14 protein-coding genes and 2 pseudogenes are annotated in these 17,670 nt (G+C 56.2%); 9 read left to right on the top strand and 7 right to left on the bottom strand.

All coding sequences use genetic code 11. The features are described 5' to 3' along the window. A pseudogene (locus ACWGTI_RS31065) lies at window positions 1-205 on the top strand (ISKra4 family transposase); the annotation flags it as partial. A 441-nt stretch (window positions 206-646) separates the two neighbouring features. Here the strand turns inward: ACWGTI_RS31065 and ACWGTI_RS31060 are convergent. From ACWGTI_RS31060 to ACWGTI_RS31050, 3 genes are all read right to left on the bottom strand, one after another. Then, window positions 647-2,056, bottom strand: a complete 1,410-nt coding sequence (locus ACWGTI_RS31060) for an aldehyde dehydrogenase family protein (protein ID WP_454590506.1) — start codon at window positions 2,054-2,056, stop codon at window positions 647-649. A 129-nt stretch (window positions 2,057-2,185) separates the two neighbouring features. Continuing rightward, entirely contained in the window at window positions 2,186-3,589 is a 1,404-nt protein-coding gene (locus tag ACWGTI_RS31055) for an aminotransferase (protein WP_454590505.1), read from the bottom strand. A 590-nt stretch (window positions 3,590-4,179) separates the two neighbouring features. Next, window positions 4,180-4,662 carry an Lrp/AsnC family transcriptional regulator gene (locus ACWGTI_RS31050; protein WP_454590507.1) on the bottom strand — a complete coding sequence of 161 codons (483 nt, stop codon included), beginning with the start codon at window positions 4,660-4,662 and terminating at the stop codon, window positions 4,180-4,182. 618 nt (window positions 4,663-5,280) lie between these two features. On the opposite strand from ACWGTI_RS31050, the gene ehuB reads away from it, so the two are divergent. The 8 genes from ehuB to ACWGTI_RS31010 all read left to right on the top strand — a co-directional run bounded on the left by ehuB (window position 5,281) and on the right by ACWGTI_RS31010 (window position 13,673). Beyond that, window positions 5,281-6,138, top strand: a complete 858-nt coding sequence (gene ehuB, locus ACWGTI_RS31045; RefSeq protein ID WP_454590504.1) for an ectoine/hydroxyectoine ABC transporter substrate-binding protein EhuB — start codon at window positions 5,281-5,283, stop codon at window positions 6,136-6,138. Between the two features lie 149 nt (window positions 6,139-6,287). Continuing rightward, entirely contained in the window at window positions 6,288-7,073 is a 786-nt protein-coding gene (gene ehuA / locus ACWGTI_RS31040) for an ectoine/hydroxyectoine ABC transporter ATP-binding protein EhuA (RefSeq protein ID WP_454590503.1), read from the top strand. Further along, window positions 7,074-7,730, top strand: a complete 657-nt coding sequence (gene ehuC / locus ACWGTI_RS31035) for an ectoine/hydroxyectoine ABC transporter permease subunit EhuC (protein WP_454590502.1) — start codon at window positions 7,074-7,076, stop codon at window positions 7,728-7,730. A 1-nt stretch (window position 7,731) separates the two neighbouring features. After that, window positions 7,732-8,415 carry an ectoine/hydroxyectoine ABC transporter permease subunit EhuD gene (gene ehuD, locus ACWGTI_RS31030; protein WP_454590501.1) on the top strand — a complete coding sequence of 228 codons (684 nt, stop codon included), beginning with the start codon at window positions 7,732-7,734 and terminating at the stop codon, window positions 8,413-8,415. A gap of 376 nt (window positions 8,416-8,791) precedes the next feature. After that, window positions 8,792-9,961, top strand: a complete 1,170-nt coding sequence (locus tag ACWGTI_RS31025; RefSeq protein WP_454590500.1) for a M24 family metallopeptidase — start codon at window positions 8,792-8,794, stop codon at window positions 9,959-9,961. 68 nt (window positions 9,962-10,029) lie between these two features. Further along, on the top strand, window positions 10,030-10,767 hold the full coding sequence (locus ACWGTI_RS31020) for an aspartate racemase/maleate isomerase family protein (RefSeq protein WP_454590499.1): 738 nt from the start codon (window positions 10,030-10,032) through the stop codon (window positions 10,765-10,767). Window positions 10,768-10,940: 173 nt separating this feature from the next. Further along, entirely contained in the window at window positions 10,941-12,161 is a 1,221-nt protein-coding gene (locus ACWGTI_RS31015; RefSeq protein ID WP_454590498.1) for a M20 family metallopeptidase, read from the top strand. Window positions 12,162-12,203: 42 nt separating this feature from the next. Then, complete coding sequence (locus ACWGTI_RS31010; RefSeq protein ID WP_454590497.1) at window positions 12,204-13,673, top strand: amidase; 1,470 nt, start codon at window positions 12,204-12,206, stop codon at window positions 13,671-13,673. Window positions 13,674-14,013: 340 nt separating this feature from the next. Here the strand turns inward: ACWGTI_RS31010 and ACWGTI_RS31005 are convergent, their stop codons facing one another. The 4 genes and pseudogenes from ACWGTI_RS31005 to ACWGTI_RS30990 form a co-directional block, all read right to left on the bottom strand. Beyond that, a complete protein-coding gene (locus tag ACWGTI_RS31005) occupies window positions 14,014-15,264 on the bottom strand; it encodes an ATP-grasp domain-containing protein (RefSeq protein WP_454590496.1) in 1,251 nt (416 codons plus the stop codon). Between the two features lie 147 nt (window positions 15,265-15,411). Continuing rightward, complete coding sequence (locus ACWGTI_RS31000) at window positions 15,412-15,846, bottom strand: GNAT family N-acetyltransferase (protein WP_454590495.1); 435 nt, start codon at window positions 15,844-15,846, stop codon at window positions 15,412-15,414. Window positions 15,847-15,950: 104 nt separating this feature from the next. Further along, on the bottom strand, window positions 15,951-16,379 hold the full coding sequence (gene panD / locus ACWGTI_RS30995; protein ID WP_454590494.1) for an aspartate 1-decarboxylase: 429 nt from the start codon (window positions 16,377-16,379) through the stop codon (window positions 15,951-15,953). Between the two features lie 735 nt (window positions 16,380-17,114). Further along, window positions 17,115-17,469 (bottom strand): annotated as a pseudogene (locus ACWGTI_RS30990) (ornithine cyclodeaminase); the annotation flags it as partial. Window positions 17,470-17,670: the final 201 nt, after the last annotated feature.

The following is a 17,670-nucleotide window of genomic DNA, read 5'->3' as shown; positions in this document are numbered from 1 at the left end:
GTCGACGGCTTTCGTCGAGTCAACGGTCAACCAGGTGATCGCCAAGCGTTTCGCCAAGAAACAACAGATGCAATGGATGCCGCATGGCGTTCATCTGCTCATGCAATTGCGAACCCGCGTGCTCGACGGCACTCTCGACAACGATTTCAAGCGCTGGCGCACGGAACGGCGATCTTCACCGAACGAGGCGAAAATGGCGGCGTGACTCCCCCAGCTTTTTCATGCTCCCTGGCAATTCGGGCAGACGCGGCGAAAGAGGGAGTAGGTCTCGGCCTCATGACTGACGACCGCGCCCTGCAGCGCCGCCATGATCTTCTAGCCATCGTCGACCGACAGGCCGATGTCCAAACAGGCGCTCCCAGCTCTTGGTCGATCCGGACGTCGCGACGACAAACGTCGCCGAACTCGTTCTTCCCCTCGATCGTGATCGACCACTCCACAGCATGTCGCGCCTCCGAACGAAACGACGGATGTGGAATGCATGGCCTCAACAATTCGGTCCCCAACCCCAGAGAAGTTACCGGTCTCTCCTGCCATCCCGCCAAACGATGCTTTCCACCAAGCGACGACAATGCTCCTCGTCGCAGATCGAAGTTCGAATGGCACGTTACCTTATAAGCAAGATTTTGAACTGCACTGTGCCAGCTCACGCGCGATTGATGCAGATCACCTTGGGCTGGGTCATCTCTTCGTAGGCGAAGCGAACCCCCTCCCTGCCCATGGATCCGTATTTGAAACCGCCAAAAGGCATTGCGTCGAACCGGTAGTCCGATGAGTCATTGATCATCACCGCGCCGGCCTCGATCCTGCCTGCCGCTTCGAGCGCGGCAGCCAGATCGTTGGTGAAGATGCCCGCCTGGAGGCTGTATTCCGGCTCGTTGGCCACCTCGATGGCTTCGTCGAGCGAATCAAAGGTAGCAAGCATGACCACCGGGGCAAAGACTTCCTCTTGCCAGAGCCTGCTTGTGAGCGGCGTGTCTTCAAGCACCGTCGGATGGTACAGAGATCCATGACGGCGGTGTCCGCAAAGCAACTTGGCGCCGGCCGTGATCGCATCACTGACAGCTGCTTCGATCCGCTCCGCAGCCCGTTTCGAAATCATCGGTCCGACATCCGTGTCCTCGCGCGACGGATCGCCCGCCTTCAATTTTTTGGTTGCCTCGACAAACGCATCGCGAAAGCGATCGTACAGATTGGCCTGAACCAGAATGCGCTGGGCACCGATGCAATTCTGGCCAGCGGCCCAGAACGACCCGGATACGCAGCTTTCGACCGCTTTATCAAACATGCAATCATTCATCACGATGACGGGGGCATTGCCGCCGAGCTCCATTGCCATTCTCTTGAGCCCGGCAGAACGGCTGATCGCCTCCCCGGTCGCAAACCCGCCGGTGAATGATACCATGCGGACATCGCGTGCGGTGACCAGGGCCTTGCCTAAATCGGAACCGCCAATCGCAACAGTTACCACCTGTTCCGGCAAACCGGCCTCGCGCAGCACCTCGACAAGGTTGACCGCCGACAGTGGCGTCAACTCCGATGGCTTCAGCAAGATAGCATTGCCACCCGCAATCGCGGGTCCGAGTTTAGGAGCTACCAAGTTCAAAGGATCATTATACGGAGTGATGGCAGTTATGGTCCCGAGCGGCTCCCGGGTGAACCAGCCCTGGCGCTGCTCTGATCCCGCGTAGGCATCGAAGGGAACGATCTCACCAGCATTTCGCTTTGCCTCCTCTGCCGATAACTTCAGTGTATTGACGCAGCGGTGGACTTCCTTGCGCGCTTGAACAATTGTTTTGCCAGCTTCGAAGACAATGGTTTTGGCAAAGAGATCGTGGCGATCTTCAATGAACTGAGCGGCACGCTCAAGAATGCTGGCGCGTCGATGCCTTGGAAGGTTCCGCGAAAGCTCGGCCCCGCGGCGTGCGCGGGCGAGGAGTTCATTGATTTCGCTCGCATCCGTCGCGTCGACAGACCCGACGAGGGATCCGTCGTAGGGACTGAACACGGATATGGAGGCCGAGCCTACTGGAACGTCAAGTTTGGCAGCCGTCATTCGCTACGGTCCTCTTGCTATTGCGCCAACAGGTGCGCCGACTGAATGTCTGTCAGCGCCCCCCACCGTTATTCTGTTCAGCGACTTGTCGCGGAGCGACTGCGGCCGCATGCCATAATGTTCGGCGGATTAGATCTTCTGACCGTCACGTACCAGATCATCTATGACCGACCGTACGGCACTTTCAGCGATTCCGACGATCTCTTCGGCTTCAGCTTTGGTTGTCACCAACGGCGGAGCAAAGCCGAGGATGTCGCCGTGCGGCATGGCGCGAGCGATGAGACCGCGCTCGCGCGCTGCCTTTGAAATTCGCGCGCCAACCTTGAGTGTCGGATCAAAACGCTTCCTGTTGTCTCGATCGGCCACAAACTCGATCGCGCCCATAAGCCCAACGCCGCGCACTTCGCCAACGATCGGCAATTGCGCAAATTTCTCCTTCAGCAGCGCCTGGAAGAATTCACCGACGTCGCGAGCGTTCCCCGGAAGGTCTTCCTTCTCGACGATGTCGAGAACTGCGTTGGCCGCAGCCGCCCCGATCGGATGACCTGAGTAGGTGTAACCGTGCGAAAATGCACCGACCTCGTCCGCCCCGTCTTCCAGGACCTTGTAGACCTTCTCACCCACGATTGCCGCCGAAAGCGGGAAATAGGCCGATGTCAGACCCTTCGCAATCGTGATGAGGTCCGGCTCGATCCCATAGTGGTGGCAGCCAAACATGGAGCCTGTACGGCCGAAGCCGGTTATGACTTCATCTGCGATCAGCAGCACATCGTGCTTCTTGAGCACGGTTTGGATCGCTGCCCAGTAGCCTTCCGGCGGAGGCGTAATGCCGCCGGTACCGAGCACGGGCTCGCCAATGAACCCACCCACGTTGTCCGGACCGAGGCGTTCGATCAGTTGATCAAGTTCCTCGGCGCGCCTCGTGGAGAATTCGCGCTCGGTCTCGCCCGGATTTGCGCCCCAGTAGTGGTGTGGAACGCCGGTGTGAACAATCTGCGGAAGCGGCAGGTCCATATGGTCGTGATAGAAGCTCATGCCGGTCATCGAGCCCGACACGACGCTGCAGCCGTGATAGCCGCGATCGCGCGAGATGATCTTCTTCTTGTTCGGCTTGCCGCGCAGGTTGTTGTAGTACCAGACGAGCTTGGCCTGGGTCTCGTTGGCGTCGGAGCCCGACATTCCGTAGAACACCTTGCTCATCTTGCCCGGTGCCATCTTGACGAGGCGGTGGGAGAGGGTCGCAAGCTCGTCCGTCGTGTGGGCGGCATATGAATGGTAGTAGGCGAGACGATAGGCCTGGCGCGAAATGGCCTCAGCCACTTCGGTGCGGCCATAGCCGACGTTCACACAATAAAGGCCGGCGAACCCGTCGATCAACTGGTTGCCATGGGCGTCCTGAATGCGGATGCCTTTGCCCGTTTCGACGATTGTCGGATCCCCGAGCTTGCCGGTGGCGAAATCCTTGAGCTGCGTGAAAGGATGCAGGACCGTGTCGCGGTCCTTCTGACTAATGTCCCCAATATTGATTGCCATAGATACTTCCTTTCAAGCCGCGCGATTTTCTCGAGATCATTCGATACGATTAGCAAGCTCGCCCGTAGCAGCCGAAGAGGCCACTTCCGCATTCAACGGCGCAATTTCGGCACCAGCGTCCTTTATCCAGAGCCAGAGTGTCGCCGCCCGATCATGTACAGGCCGATCATCTACAAAGAAAAGCACGGTGGATGTGCTCAGCAAGGTACTTCCCGATTGGTTGAAGCGAGTTTAGCCCGGACTCGCCACTTATTACCCGCGGAATTGCCGCAGCTCACGCGCGATTCCCGCAGAATTTGGATATCCCTCGCGGAAATTCCTTTCGTGTTCGATGGACAAGGACGACGAAACGCTTCAGCGGAACCGTTGGGCATCACCTCTTCTGCCGCCGAGCTGACTGAGCTCGGGCACAAAACTCCGCTCACAAGTCTAGGGAATGCCGAGTAAGTATGGTCCTCGGTACATGAGTATTGCGTTTAATATGGGGCGACTTCAAAACCCAGAAGCGGAAATAGCATGAGCGATGCCAGCGAAGAAGGCAGCGAGTTACTCGCTGCAGTCCATCCACGAAAGATTCTAAATTCTAGTGCTCATTCGTGATCAACGTCTATTTCGATCGGAAAGGCGAAACTCGCCTTCACCCGATCCATAACGACCATGGTTTTAAAGCCCTTGATGTCGTGATTTTCGTAGAAAAAACGTCGGGTAAATTGCTCGTAGTCCTCCATGCTCTTGGCCGTCACTACTAGAATAAAGTCGGCATCTCCCGTGACGTAGTAGCCAATCATAACTTCCGAGGTGGCGCGTATTGCGTTCTTGAATCGATCGATAATGTCCGCTCTTTCTCGCTCAAGAGAGACAAGGGCGACCATAGTGACCGGACGCCCACCTGCTTTGGGAGACACGATGGAGACATCAGCCTCTATCACTCCTTCAGTCCGCAATCGTTTGAGCCGACGCTGGCACGCAGATGGCGACAAATTTACCTTGTTTGCGATCTCTTCTGACGTCAAACGGTTGTTGCGTTGCAGGATCTGGAGAATTGCTCCGTCGATTCGATCAAGTTCGGGCATGAAAAATTCCGCGTCAACCGGGCGCTTGGAGATGAATTCCTTCATAGTCGGGCCCGATTGAGCGGTCAATAAGCGCTGTTGAGGAGGCTGCGAGCGGATCTTCGGAGTATCGACGATACTTGCCCAGTTAGGTTGCGCTAAGCTCCACTCAGATTGGAGCCATTGAGGTGAAGCCACTCATGTTCCTCTTGCGGCCGTTCGTTTAACTGTCTCGCGCTCCTGATGGCGGTCAGCGCCGGGCCGCCGCGCAATGCGAGGCGGGAGAGCGAAGCGTCTCGAATGTTTCACGAAGGTTGAGATATGCCTCGCAGACTCCAAACCACAATGAAATCGCCTTGGTCATCGTCTCCGCTTTGTAGTACTCCATGCGGAACCCCAGATTGATTTCTAGGACGGTCCTCTGGTGCTATAGACCACACACACCGAGCGTAGCCACCCTACGCCAAAGGGGAAGCATCAAAGGGTTTCAGGACGCGGAAATCCTGCGTCACACTGGCAGGGAAAGCGTATTAGCCGCGTGAGAGCTGGCCTAAGATATTTGCCAGCGCTTCACCTGCAGCGCTCATTTCTGCAACAACCGAGCAAGAGATAACTCAGCTCGAAAAAAGGGGAACGACAATGACCAAGCGACGTAGTGGCCTGTTTTTTGGCCCGGCCCCGATCCTGGCTGCACTCATAGCAGGATCTACATTCGCCCTTCCGTATCAAAGCGCATCTGCTCAAACGGTGGATGAAGCGAAGGCGAGCGGCGTCACCGTCGCTCTCGCCAACGAGCCCCCCTTCATGACAATGAACGCAGACGGTTCGCCAGGCGGCATGGGGCCGGAGATGGATGCAGCCATTCTTGAGGAAGCTGGTATCACGAAGTTTTCCGGTCAGGTCATGGAATATGGCGCGATGATCCCGGCGTTGCAATCGAAACGGGCCACGCTGTCTACGAGCGGTGCCCTCTACATCAAACCCGAGCGTTGCGAAGCAATCCTTTTTTCGAACCCGGTAACGTGTAACGCCGAGGCCCTCATCGTGCCGGCCGCCCTCGCTGACAAGGTGAAAACCTATAAGGACATTGCTGACCAGGGTTTAAAGATTGGCGTATGCGGTGGATGTTATGAACAGAAGCTGGCGCTGGCCGCAGGCGTGAAGGAGGACAACATCGTTGTGTTCCCTGACGCTACCAGCGGTATCAAGCTGCTGACTGACAAACGTGTCGACGTCTATGCTCACGACTCTTTCACAGCTGCGGCGATGTTCAAAAGACTAGACGCTAAGGAAATGAGCTACGTCCGCATCGAAGACCTTAAATCCTGCGCGGCCGCCGGCTTCAATAAGGACAGCGCGGAGCTGCGCGATGCCTATAATGAAGGTCTTCGAAAGATCAGGGCAGATGGCAAATATATGGAGATTTTGAAGAAGTACAACTTTGAAGAGGGCGCCCACGTCGAAAATGTTACCACGGAGCAGCTTTGCGCTAAATGACATCACTGTGACTGAGATCGGGATGTGCGTTAAGAGGGGCGCTTCCCGATCGATGTGACAGGCCGCAACGCTGTCTATCGCGTTTTTGGCTGCGCCGTTGGGTCGCCTTAACCCTGGACGTTTTGGGCAATTTCTTTCCGGGAGCTTACATGACCGCCCCTATGGTCGAATTCACTGGCGTACGCAAACTGTATGGCACCCATCCTGTTCTAAGTGGTCTGAGTTTTAGCGTGTCGCCGGGAGAGAAACTGGCGCTGATCGGCGCATCGGGCTCGGGTAAAACCACAATCCTTCGTATCCTGATGACGCTCGAAGAAATTGAAGGCGGCAGCGTTACCATAGGGGGCTCTCCACTTTGGAGTCCCGACATGACGAACCTGAGTACGCGCCAGCGCGAAACACAGCTACACAAGATGCGACGGAACATAGGCATGGTGTTCCAGCAATTTAATCTTTTTCCGCACATGACGGTCCTGCGCAATGTCACTCTGGCACCGATCCTCACTCAAGGGGTCTCCCAGGCCGCCGCCAAGGATTTGGCCTTGGAGCTGCTCGAAATGGTTGGCATGACGCACAAAGCTGACGCGCTCCCGGCCGAGCTCTCCGGCGGTCAAAAGCAACGCGTGGCGATTGCGCGTGCGCTCGCGCTGAAACCCAAGGTCATGCTGTTTGACGAGGTCACCTCGGCGCTTGATCCCGAGCTTGTCGAGGAAGTTCTCAACGTCATGCGCAAGCTCGCGGTCGAGACCGATATGACGATGCTACTCGTGACCCACGAGATGAGTTTTGCCCGCGATTTTGCTGACCGCGTGCTCTTCTTGGACGGGGGTCGCATCGTCGAGGAAGGGCCGCCCAAAGAGATCTTCTCGAATCCGCAGCAGGAACGGACCAAGCAGTTTCTTCACAAAATTGTCGCTGCGGGACTGAGCCTTTAGATGCCGACATCTATAGAATTCCTTCCCATCATCCTTGCCGGCGCGGTCTTAACTGTGAAGCTCACCCTTCTTGGGGGCCTCGTCGCCGCTATCGTCGCTTTCGCGGTAGGTTTCGCTCGTCTGTCCAACACCGCCTGGCTTCGTATTCCGGCCAGACTATTTATGGAGTTCTTCCGAGGGAGCTCGATGCTGGTCCAGCTATTCTGGGCTTACTTCGTGCTGCCGCTGGTTGGTGTGTCGCTGACCCCTTTTCAGGCAGGCGTGCTTATCCTGGGTCTCAATTCCGGTGCCTATATGTCCGAAATCGTCCGCGGCGCCATGCTGGCTCTGCCACGCGAGCAGTTCGAGGCATGTATCGCGCTGAATCTGGGTCGTTGGCAGCGTCTTAGGTATGTGCTCTTGCCTCAAGCTTTGCGGCTGATGATCCCACCTTTCTCAAACAGCGCTGTCGAACTGCTGAAATCGACTTCGGTCGTATCTCTGATCTCGCTTTCTGACATGACTTTCCGTGCGCAGACCGTGCGCGCGCAGACGGGCGACGCATCTGTACCCTTCATCACCATACTGATCGTCTACTTTGTCCTGGCAACTGTATTATCGTCGCTCATGGGCTTGGCCGAGAAACGTCTCAAGCCTACTTCAAGCGGAAGGACCTAATATGGAATGGGATTGGTCCTTTGCCCTGAAAATAATGCCGCTGCTCGCCCAGGGCGTGAAGATCACTATATATGCCAGCATCCTGGCGTCCGCCCTTGCGATGCTGGTGGGTCTAGCGGTTGCCATTCTAAGGCGTTCGGCCGGCCCTCTTGTGGGGTCAGTCGTCCGTTTTTGCGTTGCCTTTGTGAGAGGGACCCCGTTGCTGGTGCAGCTCTACTTCACGTTCTACGTGTTGCCCGACGTCGGTATTTATCTGAGCCCTCTGGCTGCCGGTGTGATTACGCTAGGCATCCACTATTCGAGCTATACTTCGGAGGTATATCGGGCCGGTATCGACAATGTGGATCGTGGCTTATGGGAAGCGGCGAAAGCTCTCAACCTGACGCGGTTACAGACCTGGCGGTACATCATCCTCCCGCAGGCAGTGCCGCCGATGTTGCCCGCGCTTGGAAACTACATCGTCGCGATGTTCAAGGAGACGCCGTTGCTCTCCGTGATCACCGTAATTGAGCTGATGGGAGAGGCGCGGATCGTTGCCAACATTCATTATCGGTATCTTGAGCCGATGACTTTGGTGGGAATGTTCTTTCTCGCCGTTAGCATCCCTTCTGTCATCGCCCTGCATTACCTCGAGCAGCGCTACGGGGTGGAACAGAAGCGCCATCGCACCATGTCCGTATTTTGAATGGGCCGCTGTCTGATGTCTAAAGTTCTAAATGAGTCAGGCTTTGCGCAAACGCACAAAAGTGGGCACCGTCTGCATCGAAGTCCATCTTCCGCCCGCACGGAAAGAGTTGATATGCACCACAAAATGCGCGCTGTTTATCTGATTTACGGGACTGCTCCTGTCCCCTCGTCGATTGTCTGCACCGGAACTCTCGACATCGCGAGATGCCATACTCAACGTGCACACCGGAATTTTGGATTGTAGGGCTGCCTCTTACCGGGCCGGCTGCTGTCTGCAATAGGGGCAGCACAACCGACGTCTCGCAGACCAACTAAACTTTCCCGCATCGCGAGCAACTCAAGTAGCTGATCACAACGTTCGATGGAGTTAAAACATGACAATCGTTAGAGGCCCACAGGCATTCCCACGAACAGAGTACATGGGCAGGCTTGCCAGGGTAAAGGAAGAGATGGCACGGCGTGAACTCGATGTGCTGTTCGTTTCCTCCGCAAGTGACATTACGTATTTAACCGGCTACACCGCTCTGTCAGATTACGTGCCGCAGGGCCTTGTCGTCCAGATTGCAGAGGAGGAACCGACCTTCATTCTGCGCCGTATGGACGCGCCTGCGGCGATCCATGAGACTTTCATGGACCGCAACAGGATCGTCGGCTATCCGGAAGCGCTCATCGGCAATTCTGACAAGGACGGCTACGATGCGGCCATCGATTTCCTCATTGAGTCGGGCCTTGGAAGCCGCGGGATAGGTGTCGAGCTCAGCAACCTCTCGGTGCAAACGGCAGAGAAGTTCAAGAGGCGGTTACCTACAGCCAGGGTCGTAGACTGTACCAAAGCCGTTGCCTGGATACGCCTGGTCAAGTCCGATCGTGAGATTGAAGTCATGCGGGAAGCCGCAGCTATTTCTGATGCGGCAATCCTGCGTGCCGCCGAGGTGATACGGCCGGGCGTGAGAGAGGCTGACGCGGTCGCTGAAATTATGGGCACGCTGGTGCGCGGTGCCAATGGCAAGCGGGGAACGATGATCGCGCAGATTGGCTTGTGTTCCTCGCCACGGACGGGCACGTGTCACATCCCGTGGAGCGAGGATGTCTTTCGTGATGGGTCCCAGATAAACCTTGAACTTGGCGGCGTGCGCCATGGCTATTGTGCCGGGATCATGCGGACATTTTCGATTGGCGCGCCCTCCGACCGGTTGCGCCGTATCCACGACGCTGAGGTCGCAGGGCTTGAGGCTGCGCTTGGCACAGTCCGGCCCGGATCTACCTGCAGCGACGTTGCCAACGCATTTTACCGAACCATTGAGAAACAGGGTTTCAGGAAAGAATCACGTTGCGGCTACGCTCACGGGATCGGTTGGCTGGAGCCAACCGCCAGTCTCAAGGATGGCGATATGACGGAGTTGAAGCCCAACATGACGTTTCATCTAATGCTCGGAAACTGGATTGATGAGGATTTCGGCTACGTGATCAGCGAGACGTTCCGTGTGACAGAATCAGGGGTCGAAGTTTTGACCAGCGCGCCGCGCGAAATCTTCCAGATCTAGGACAGCCCTAAATGCCGATAAGAGACAGCCCGGCGGTCTACACTGCCAGGTGATTAAAGGAGAACGCGATGAAAGGCATAGGCTTGATAACGCTCTCTACCGATCCGGTAGGAGAGGACGCCTTTAAGGCAGAAATGGCAGGATCGCCCGTGCGGGTGTTTACGACGCGCACCTCCTATGACGAGGCGGATCATAAAGCTGGAGGCTTTATCCCGATACCTGATTGGCCCACGCTGCTAGCCACGTTGCCGCCTGGGAATTTGGTTGACTTGATCGCGTTTGCCTGCACATCGGCAACCATAGCGCTCGGAAATGAAGCGCTGCTGCATCATCTTAGTTCTGCGCGAAGCGGCCTTCGTTATACGTCGCCAGGAATAGCGGCGGTTGCGATGATGCAGCGATTCGAAATCAAGCGGATTGCATTGCTTACTCCTTATGGCCCTGCTCTACACGATGCATTTGCGCCATATTTCGCAGACTATGGAATCCAGGTGGTCGCCGGGCATTCGCTATCACAGCCCATGAATCTCAGTACTGATGATGACATAGCCCGCGTGCCCCTCGATCGCATCCAAACCGAACTAGAGGCGCTTTTAGCTGTGGCGGGTCCGGTCGACGCATTATTCGTATCGTGCGCGGCTTTCTCCATAGGGAGGTCGGACCTTGCCCGACTCAGAGGCGCGCTGGGCTGCACAGTGCTCGCGAGTGTGAATTCGATGGCTTGGCACGCTCTTGATCTGCTGGGCGAACACAGGCTCCGAGACAAGATGACGGCAGAGATTGGTTTTCCACGAGCGGCCACATAAGCGTGAACGGAATGCAATGCGACGGTTTCGGGTCCGGAAGGCCCCTAGCTGGCAAAAGTTGGCCGGCGATTTGTAAGACGGGCCACACGACGAGCGACAACCTCGCTACAGTGGCGTCTAGCGTGCTTTGGAAGTGATTTTGAGCAAATGAGCAACAAGAGGAGCCGAATTCTATGAACTCCCGGATCAACAGTTTCCTCACCGGTTCCGAATGCCAGGCGGTGCTCGAACTGCGTCAAGCGATGCATCGGGAGCCGGAACTATCGAACGAGGAGTGGAAAACCCAACAGCGAATCCGGGAAACATTAGAACGATTCGGACTCGTAGGCGCCGACATGTTTCACAGCACAGGCCTCTATATTGACATTGAAGGAACTGCTTCAGGCCCGAAGCGCTCGATCGCCGTTCGAGGCGATATCGATGCTCTTCCAATCAATGAGACACGGGAGGATCTGCCGTATCAGTCTCGGGTCAAAGGGGTAATGCACGCATGCGGGCACGACTTGCACGCGTCTATTGCAATGGGCGTTGCACTGGCTTTTCACAGAATGCGAGACAACTTCGCCGGAAGGGTTCGTGTGCTGTTCCAACCGGCTGAGGAGGCGGAACCACTCGGTGGACGCTCTGTTGTGGAAGAGAACTTGCTTGCCGGCATTGATCGGGCCGTGGGCTTCCATGTCGATCCCTCGATGCCCCGCGGAAAATATGGCGCTCTTGCTGGCGCGGTCACCCAGTCGGCTGACCAGTTCACCGTAACTGTAACTGGTAGCTCCGCGCATGGAGCAGCCCCCCATGCTGGCATTGATGCCATTGCGATCGCTGCTGCATTCGTCAATGAAGTTCAGAAGGTTGTCTCGCGAGAAATGCCAATCGATGATAGGTCAATCATTACGATAGGTACGATCCACGGGGGGCAAGCGACCAATATCATTTGTGCTTCTGTTGTGTTAGAGGGCACGATCAGGACAAGCAGCCCGGAACGCCGTCCGCTCCTATCTCAGCGGGTCCGAGAAATCGCGGAAGGTGTTGCGGCTATTCACCGTGGCAAGGCCGAGTGTATTGTATGGTCAGGCGAGCCTGCAGTTGTCAACGACGCCGGAATGGTAAGCCTGTTTCGCAGTGCGGTGCTGGAAGTGGCGGGCCCCGACGCTTTTTCGCAGAATATTTCGCTCAGCGGCAGCGATGACTTCGGCTTCTACGGGCAATGCGTCCCTTCCATCTATTTTTTGTTTGGCACCGGCGAGCCAGGCAAAGATTCTGGTCTGCATACACCGACTTTCGCTGTTTCCGACGAGATCCTCATTCCCACGACTGAGCTAGCCATTAAGTATTGTTTTGATCTGCTGGATGGAGAGAAAAACTCTCTCGTCAGCTCTAAACAGCGTTTCGACTGATCTTGCCGCAGCCTTCCCGCTACGCTTTAGCATGCGATCATCATGAGGCGCGTTCATATGGAGACGAGCAAGTTGACTTGTAGTTCTGACATAACTCCTGCTCCTGCGAGCCTGAAGGTTACTTCATCTTTAGATAATCTGACGGCGCGGGACTGCATTTCCTACTTTCGGAGCGGACAGTTATCGCCCGTGGACGTGGTGGAAGACTGCCTCCATCGGATTGAGGCCGCGAATGCTGAACTCAATGCGTTTTGCCTTATTGATCATAAGGCCGCGAGGTTGGCAGCGCGGGCTTCGGAAGCCCGGTGGATGAACGGAGAGCCGATTGGCGTACTCGACGGTGTTCCAGCTACCATCAAAGACCTCACCCTCGCTAAGGGCTGGCCGACGAGACGCGGATCGCGCTCAAGCAGCGCCAATGGTCCTTGGCTGGAGGACGCACCTGTCACCGCCCACCTGCGTGAGGCCGGCGCTGTTTTGCTCGGAAAGACGACGACACCAGAATTCGGCTGGAAAGGTGTCACCGACAGCCCGCTCTACGGCATAACTCGCAATCCATGGAATACCGATCTTACCCCGGGGGGATCTTCGGGCGGCGCCGCAGTAGCTGCCGCTCTCAACCTCGGCTTCCTGCATTTAGGAAGTGATGGAGGTGGCTCTATTCGAATTCCGGCGAGTTTCACCGGGACATTTGGTTTTAAGCCAACGTTCGGGATTGTGCCCCAGTGGCCTGCAAGTGCCATGGGCGCTCTTTCTCATCTAGGGCCGATGACGCGGACGGTCGCTGACGCAATTCTCATGATGAGCGTCATCGCCAAGATGGACGTCCGGGATGGTTACGCTGTTCCGCTATCGATGGGCTTCGATCTTCCTGACGGCTCCCTGGAGGGGCTACGAATCGGCTACAGTCCGGACCTAGGATACGTCGAAGTGTCGCGCGATATTAGACGTGTGACCGATGCGGCCGTCGACAAACTCCGGGAACTTGGGGCCGTGGTGACCGAGGTCAATCCGGGCTTTTCAAATCCGGTTGAGGCATTCGCCACATTCTGGTTCGCCGGAGCCGCCCGAATTCTGGACCGTCTTCACACCACCCAGAGAGCGTTGCTGGATCCTGGCTTTCTGGAAAGCGGCGAACGCGGCCTGAAGATCAGGCTTTCAGACTACCAGGATGCCGAGGCCGCTCGCTTCGAACTTTCGGCGGTGATGGCGAAGTTTCATGAAGACTACGATCTCCTCGTCACTCCCACAATGCCTATTGCACCTTTCGCAGTGGGAAGGAACGTACCAGACAGCCGCTACAAGGGGTGGGTAGACTGGACGCCCTTCACCTATCCTTTCAACCTCACCCAGCAGCCAGCAGCCTCGCTACCGTCGGGACTCGATGACAACGGACTTCCTGTTGGGCTCCAAATAATCGGCCCAAAATTCGCCGACCGTACAGTTCTCTCTGCAGCTTATGCGATCGAAACGCACCTAGGGCGTCTTTCACCTCCAAAACGTTTATCCTAATGGTAGCGCGACGAAAGTATCGGCGACTACTTGTGGATGGAGAGATGGAGCCATATCAGGTCAGGGCTGCAAGCGTCCAGGGAACCGCCTTGCGCGCAAAGGCTGGGGTTAGCCGACTGTGGATATCGCTGGAGCGTCGGATGTTCGGCTCGAATCGTGAGAGGGACTGACCGGCCCTCCCGCACCACCGGGTATGCGGCCACCTACCTCGCCGCAGTCACCTCCCGGCGCGAGGCGGACTACGGTCCTTACCCCAAGCTTGTCATCCCTTCAGCGAGATCAGCCCTTAGCTTCTGGCTTCTGGCGGCCGGCTTTGTTGCGTGTTGAGGGTGGAGGTCTCTCATCGCCCTCGTTGAGTATCGGAAATCGGAAATGATGTAATCGACCAATCAATTAAGTCTGCAGCGTGCTGCAGTATTTCCTTCGTCCGAGCGCGACTGGGTGAGGCGGCGATGATGTGTCCGATCGTGTCTCTGTAATCGCCTTTCCTGATGATCGACGTCTTGGATTTTACATCCAGTTTGACCTCGGCGACACCTGGTATCTCAGCCGCACGACTTTCGCCGTTGATCCAATCGAGAGTGCCATCGCAATCGGGCAGTAGAAAGCGAGCGCCTGCAGTCTGCGAGTGCGTTCTGTGCAAATCCCATTCCTGCCCGATCACAAGCTTGATATGCTCGGTGACGAGGTCGACACCGGATGCCAATTGCACCAGCTGGGGCTCGAGCGCGCCAGCCAGACGCGGATTGACCTCGATGACGATTGGACCACGCTTCGTCCACCGGAATTCTATGTTGGTCGGCCCCCAACCGAGGCCGAGAGCGCGCAAGCAGCTTAGCGAAACATCGGCAATACGAGCAAACTGCTCGTCGGTCAGCGCGGCGGGAAACGTCGTCTCACGAAAGACAAAATTGGGGGGGGGCCCGAAATCAACGGCGACTATCCCGATAAGCTCATTGCCCATTATCTCGGCGCTAAGAAAGGGGCCTTGCGCGAATTCTTCGACCAGGGTCCTCGGTGCTGACTGCGACGTTTGGTTTCCGCCCCACAGAGAGCGTATGTGTTTGGCTAGTTCGTCGGCATTGCGGCACAATCGGACACCGATGCTACCGCTGCCCACACAGGGCTTGACAACTACGGGCAGGCCGATCTCTGCAGCAGAGATTTCTATCTCTGTCGGATTCGCCGCCAAGCGGTAGGCAGGAATTGGAACGCCGGCGTCCGCCAGGATGTGACGTTGAGTAAGCTTGTCGCAGCATCGTTCGAGAGATGCCGGGTTCGGTCCCGGCAAACCGAAATGCCTGCAGAGTTTACCGACTGTCGCATACACTGACTCATCCGTGCCCGCAAAGCCAGTGATCCCGGCAATCTCATAGGCCTTACGCAGCCGGGAACATTCGTTGATCAATGCATCAAGACTGTCTGTATCCACACGAATCGCTTTAGTCTTCGTCGCCGCGAGATAGTCGTATTGATCTGGATCCGACGAGAGCGTAATCGGATGCAGGCCGAGACGCTGGGCTCCTTCGATGTATCGTAGACCGTTTCCCCTGGAATGGCCTTCAATTAAGATAAGCGCCCTTCTTGTCATAGACTTCAACCTCCAATGTTGACGGTTTGCGACGGCATTTCGGCGGGTTCAGAACTCAGGTCATCTAATTCGAACCTCCGCAATTTTCATCTGGATGACTGAAGAACCGCAATTCTTCTGAACCACTTCACAGGCCGGCATCGGACCCTAGTCGGGGCGGGGAAATAGCTTACGAAAGAAGTATCTTCCAAATCCTCTCGGATAGTCTGGTAGGCAACCAAAGCTTTCGTATCCAAGAGATCGATAGAATCCCGGCGCTTGGAATTCGTAAGTGTCTAACCACACCCCGATACAGCCTCGGCGAAGCGCCCAATCCTCTACGGAGCTTACCAGCTTCGCTCCAAATCCCCGACCGCGGCATTGCTGCGGTACAAATATCAATTCGATGTATAGCCAGTCATAGTAGAACTTTCCCCAAAGACCGCCTATCGTGTTACCGCTCTCTGGATCTTTGATCATAAATGCAACCGGCTCTGGATTGTAGGGGATGGCCTTTCTGGCGCTATAAACTTCTAGAGCATCTGAGATGATCTTCCGGTCAGAATCGCTCGGGTGATCTCGCAGCTCAATGATTGTATCCACTGTGATTTGTCTCCCGTCTAGGACAGTACGTTGCTCCCTACCAGCAGCCGTGCCGCCGGCACCTAGCTGGGTAGTTTATCAGCCGTTCGGGCAAACTTGGGATATCAAGATGTTGAGCCGGGCGAGCCATCGCGAACTGCGAACGTCATCGTGCCGTCCTCCTTAATGCCCCCATCGTAGAACATGCGATCGCGGACAGAATTATCATGGTTGAATGTCAGCACCCGCGGCTTGAGCTGTGCGATCTTATCCTCCTGGACATACGATGAGGAGCAAATAATTAATTCATCTCCAACCTGGCAAGTACGCGCAGCAGCTCCGTTCAGTACACAGCAACGAGACCCTCTCTCACCATAAATGACATAAGTGCTGAGCCGAGCACCCGAGGCCTTGTTCCAGACCTCTACAAATTCCAGCGGAAGAATTCCTGCGTCATCGCAGTGATCTGGGTCAAGAGTAATTGATCCATGATAGTTCATGTCTGCACCTGTTACTTTGATACCATGAAGCTTGGCGGCAACGATTTTTTTCATTGGCAGGTTTCCTGTTTGGCTGTGGACACCTCTTGATTGTCCGAAGTATTGCGATAGGTCGAGGAGTGGATTTCGACGGGATCGTAATCATGACTGAAAATTAGTTATCCTGGCCCATGACGGAGTGTTCCGGGAGGTTGGCCAGGCGCGGGTTCCGCAGAGGCTCTCTTCAGGTGAGAGAAGACTCTACGTTGACCTGATAGATTGTTTTCACTCCATTGGTCGCGAATCTGCCAAGCACCCCAGTCAGCGGCTTCCGCAGCCTCCGCATGTAAATGCGCAAACCCCGTGCCAACTAGGCTGATCGAGCCACAGCCGAGGGTTTTTACGGGTCTAAAGCCCAACAAGAGACTGGTTCAACCATGTCGCGAACCTGACAAAACGATGTGGTGAAGGCGACCGCCCATGCTCATGGTACGTATACGCTGAAGAACGCTGAAGTACGCTGAAGGCCGTTGTGGCGTTAGGATCATGTCCCGGGATGTTCTCTAATCGCCTTTGTCAATGAGCTCCTTTCTCCTTCTTGATGCAGCGTCCTGCCGGGCTCAGGGTTCCCTCCGTGGTCGATCGGGAAGATCGCCGCATGTTTGCGTTGGAACGGGCGGGTCGAAGTGGTGTTCGCGGTTCCGCAGGACCGATGCCGGGGGAGCGACATCATCCGCGCAGCGTCCCGGCAAGGACGCATCTCGGGAACTGGAGTTGATCGAGAATCGAAAGCTCCTTGTCAGGCTGCAGCCGCCGCGAGGCGGACCGGTCGAGGTCGTAAAGCCTTGGCCGATCGACGCCGGTCAGTGCCTTGAAAGTGATCGTCTGAAACTCCGATTGCGCGCCGTTGCCGATGATGGCCATGGTGCGAGTTCCGCTTGGGGCGAGGTACTTTGGCCGCGACAGCGGACGTGGCGGCGGTGCGCAGCGCGGTCAGAATGGTCATTTCGGCGAGCAGCATCGGGTAGCCGTTCCCGACGTTGGCGAGCACGCCGAAGGCGGTGACCTTCTGCAAACCCTGGCGCATGTCCTTCGGATGACCACTGACATATTTGAAGCCGTACAGGCGCCCATTGTTTGTCGGCATCAGCTCGATGACGCCGTCATGCCCAACTTGAACAGTTGGAGGTGAACGGATGGCGAACACTGCCGGTTAAGCTGTTGAATTCCCTTGCCTTGAATTTCCGGTGCGAAAAATTGTGGTAACAACATTTGCGCTGTTATCCCTACTTTGTATGGATTTAATGGCATTTATTGGCTAACAACGCTGGCATGTTTGTCGTTGAGAGAGTCGCGCGCGGCCACC

Source organism: Mesorhizobium sp. ArgA1, assembly GCF_053714375.1.
The sequence above is the reverse complement of the archived record's forward strand: the minus strand, read 5'-3'. Positions and strand labels throughout refer to the sequence as shown.

What these genes read in the sequence shown, in the direction of transcription:
- ehuD (WP_454590501.1), top strand. Translation starts at nt 7,732, where the DNA reads ATGGAATGGGATTGGTCCTTTGCCCTGAAAATAATGCCGCTGCTCGCC.
- ACWGTI_RS31060 (WP_454590506.1), bottom strand. Translation starts at nt 2,056, where the DNA reads ATGACGGCTGCCAAACTTGACGTTCCAGTAGGCTCGGCCTCCATATCC.
- ehuA (WP_454590503.1), top strand. Translation starts at nt 6,288, where the DNA reads ATGACCGCCCCTATGGTCGAATTCACTGGCGTACGCAAACTGTATGGC.
- ACWGTI_RS31010 (WP_454590497.1), top strand. Translation starts at nt 12,204, where the DNA reads ATGAGGCGCGTTCATATGGAGACGAGCAAGTTGACTTGTAGTTCTGAC.
- ehuB (WP_454590504.1), top strand. Translation starts at nt 5,281, where the DNA reads ATGACCAAGCGACGTAGTGGCCTGTTTTTTGGCCCGGCCCCGATCCTG.
- ACWGTI_RS31050 (WP_454590507.1), bottom strand. Translation starts at nt 4,662, where the DNA reads ATGCCCGAACTTGATCGAATCGACGGAGCAATTCTCCAGATCCTGCAA.
- ACWGTI_RS31005 (WP_454590496.1), bottom strand. Translation starts at nt 15,264, where the DNA reads ATGACAAGAAGGGCGCTTATCTTAATTGAAGGCCATTCCAGGGGAAAC.
- ACWGTI_RS31055 (WP_454590505.1), bottom strand. Translation starts at nt 3,589, where the DNA reads ATGGCAATCAATATTGGGGACATTAGTCAGAAGGACCGCGACACGGTC.
- ACWGTI_RS31025 (WP_454590500.1), top strand. Translation starts at nt 8,792, where the DNA reads ATGACAATCGTTAGAGGCCCACAGGCATTCCCACGAACAGAGTACATG.
- ehuC (WP_454590502.1), top strand. Translation starts at nt 7,074, where the DNA reads ATGCCGACATCTATAGAATTCCTTCCCATCATCCTTGCCGGCGCGGTC.
- ACWGTI_RS31015 (WP_454590498.1), top strand. Translation starts at nt 10,941, where the DNA reads ATGAACTCCCGGATCAACAGTTTCCTCACCGGTTCCGAATGCCAGGCG.
- ACWGTI_RS31020 (WP_454590499.1), top strand. Translation starts at nt 10,030, where the DNA reads ATGAAAGGCATAGGCTTGATAACGCTCTCTACCGATCCGGTAGGAGAG.
- panD (WP_454590494.1), bottom strand. Translation starts at nt 16,379, where the DNA reads ATGAAAAAAATCGTTGCCGCCAAGCTTCATGGTATCAAAGTAACAGGT.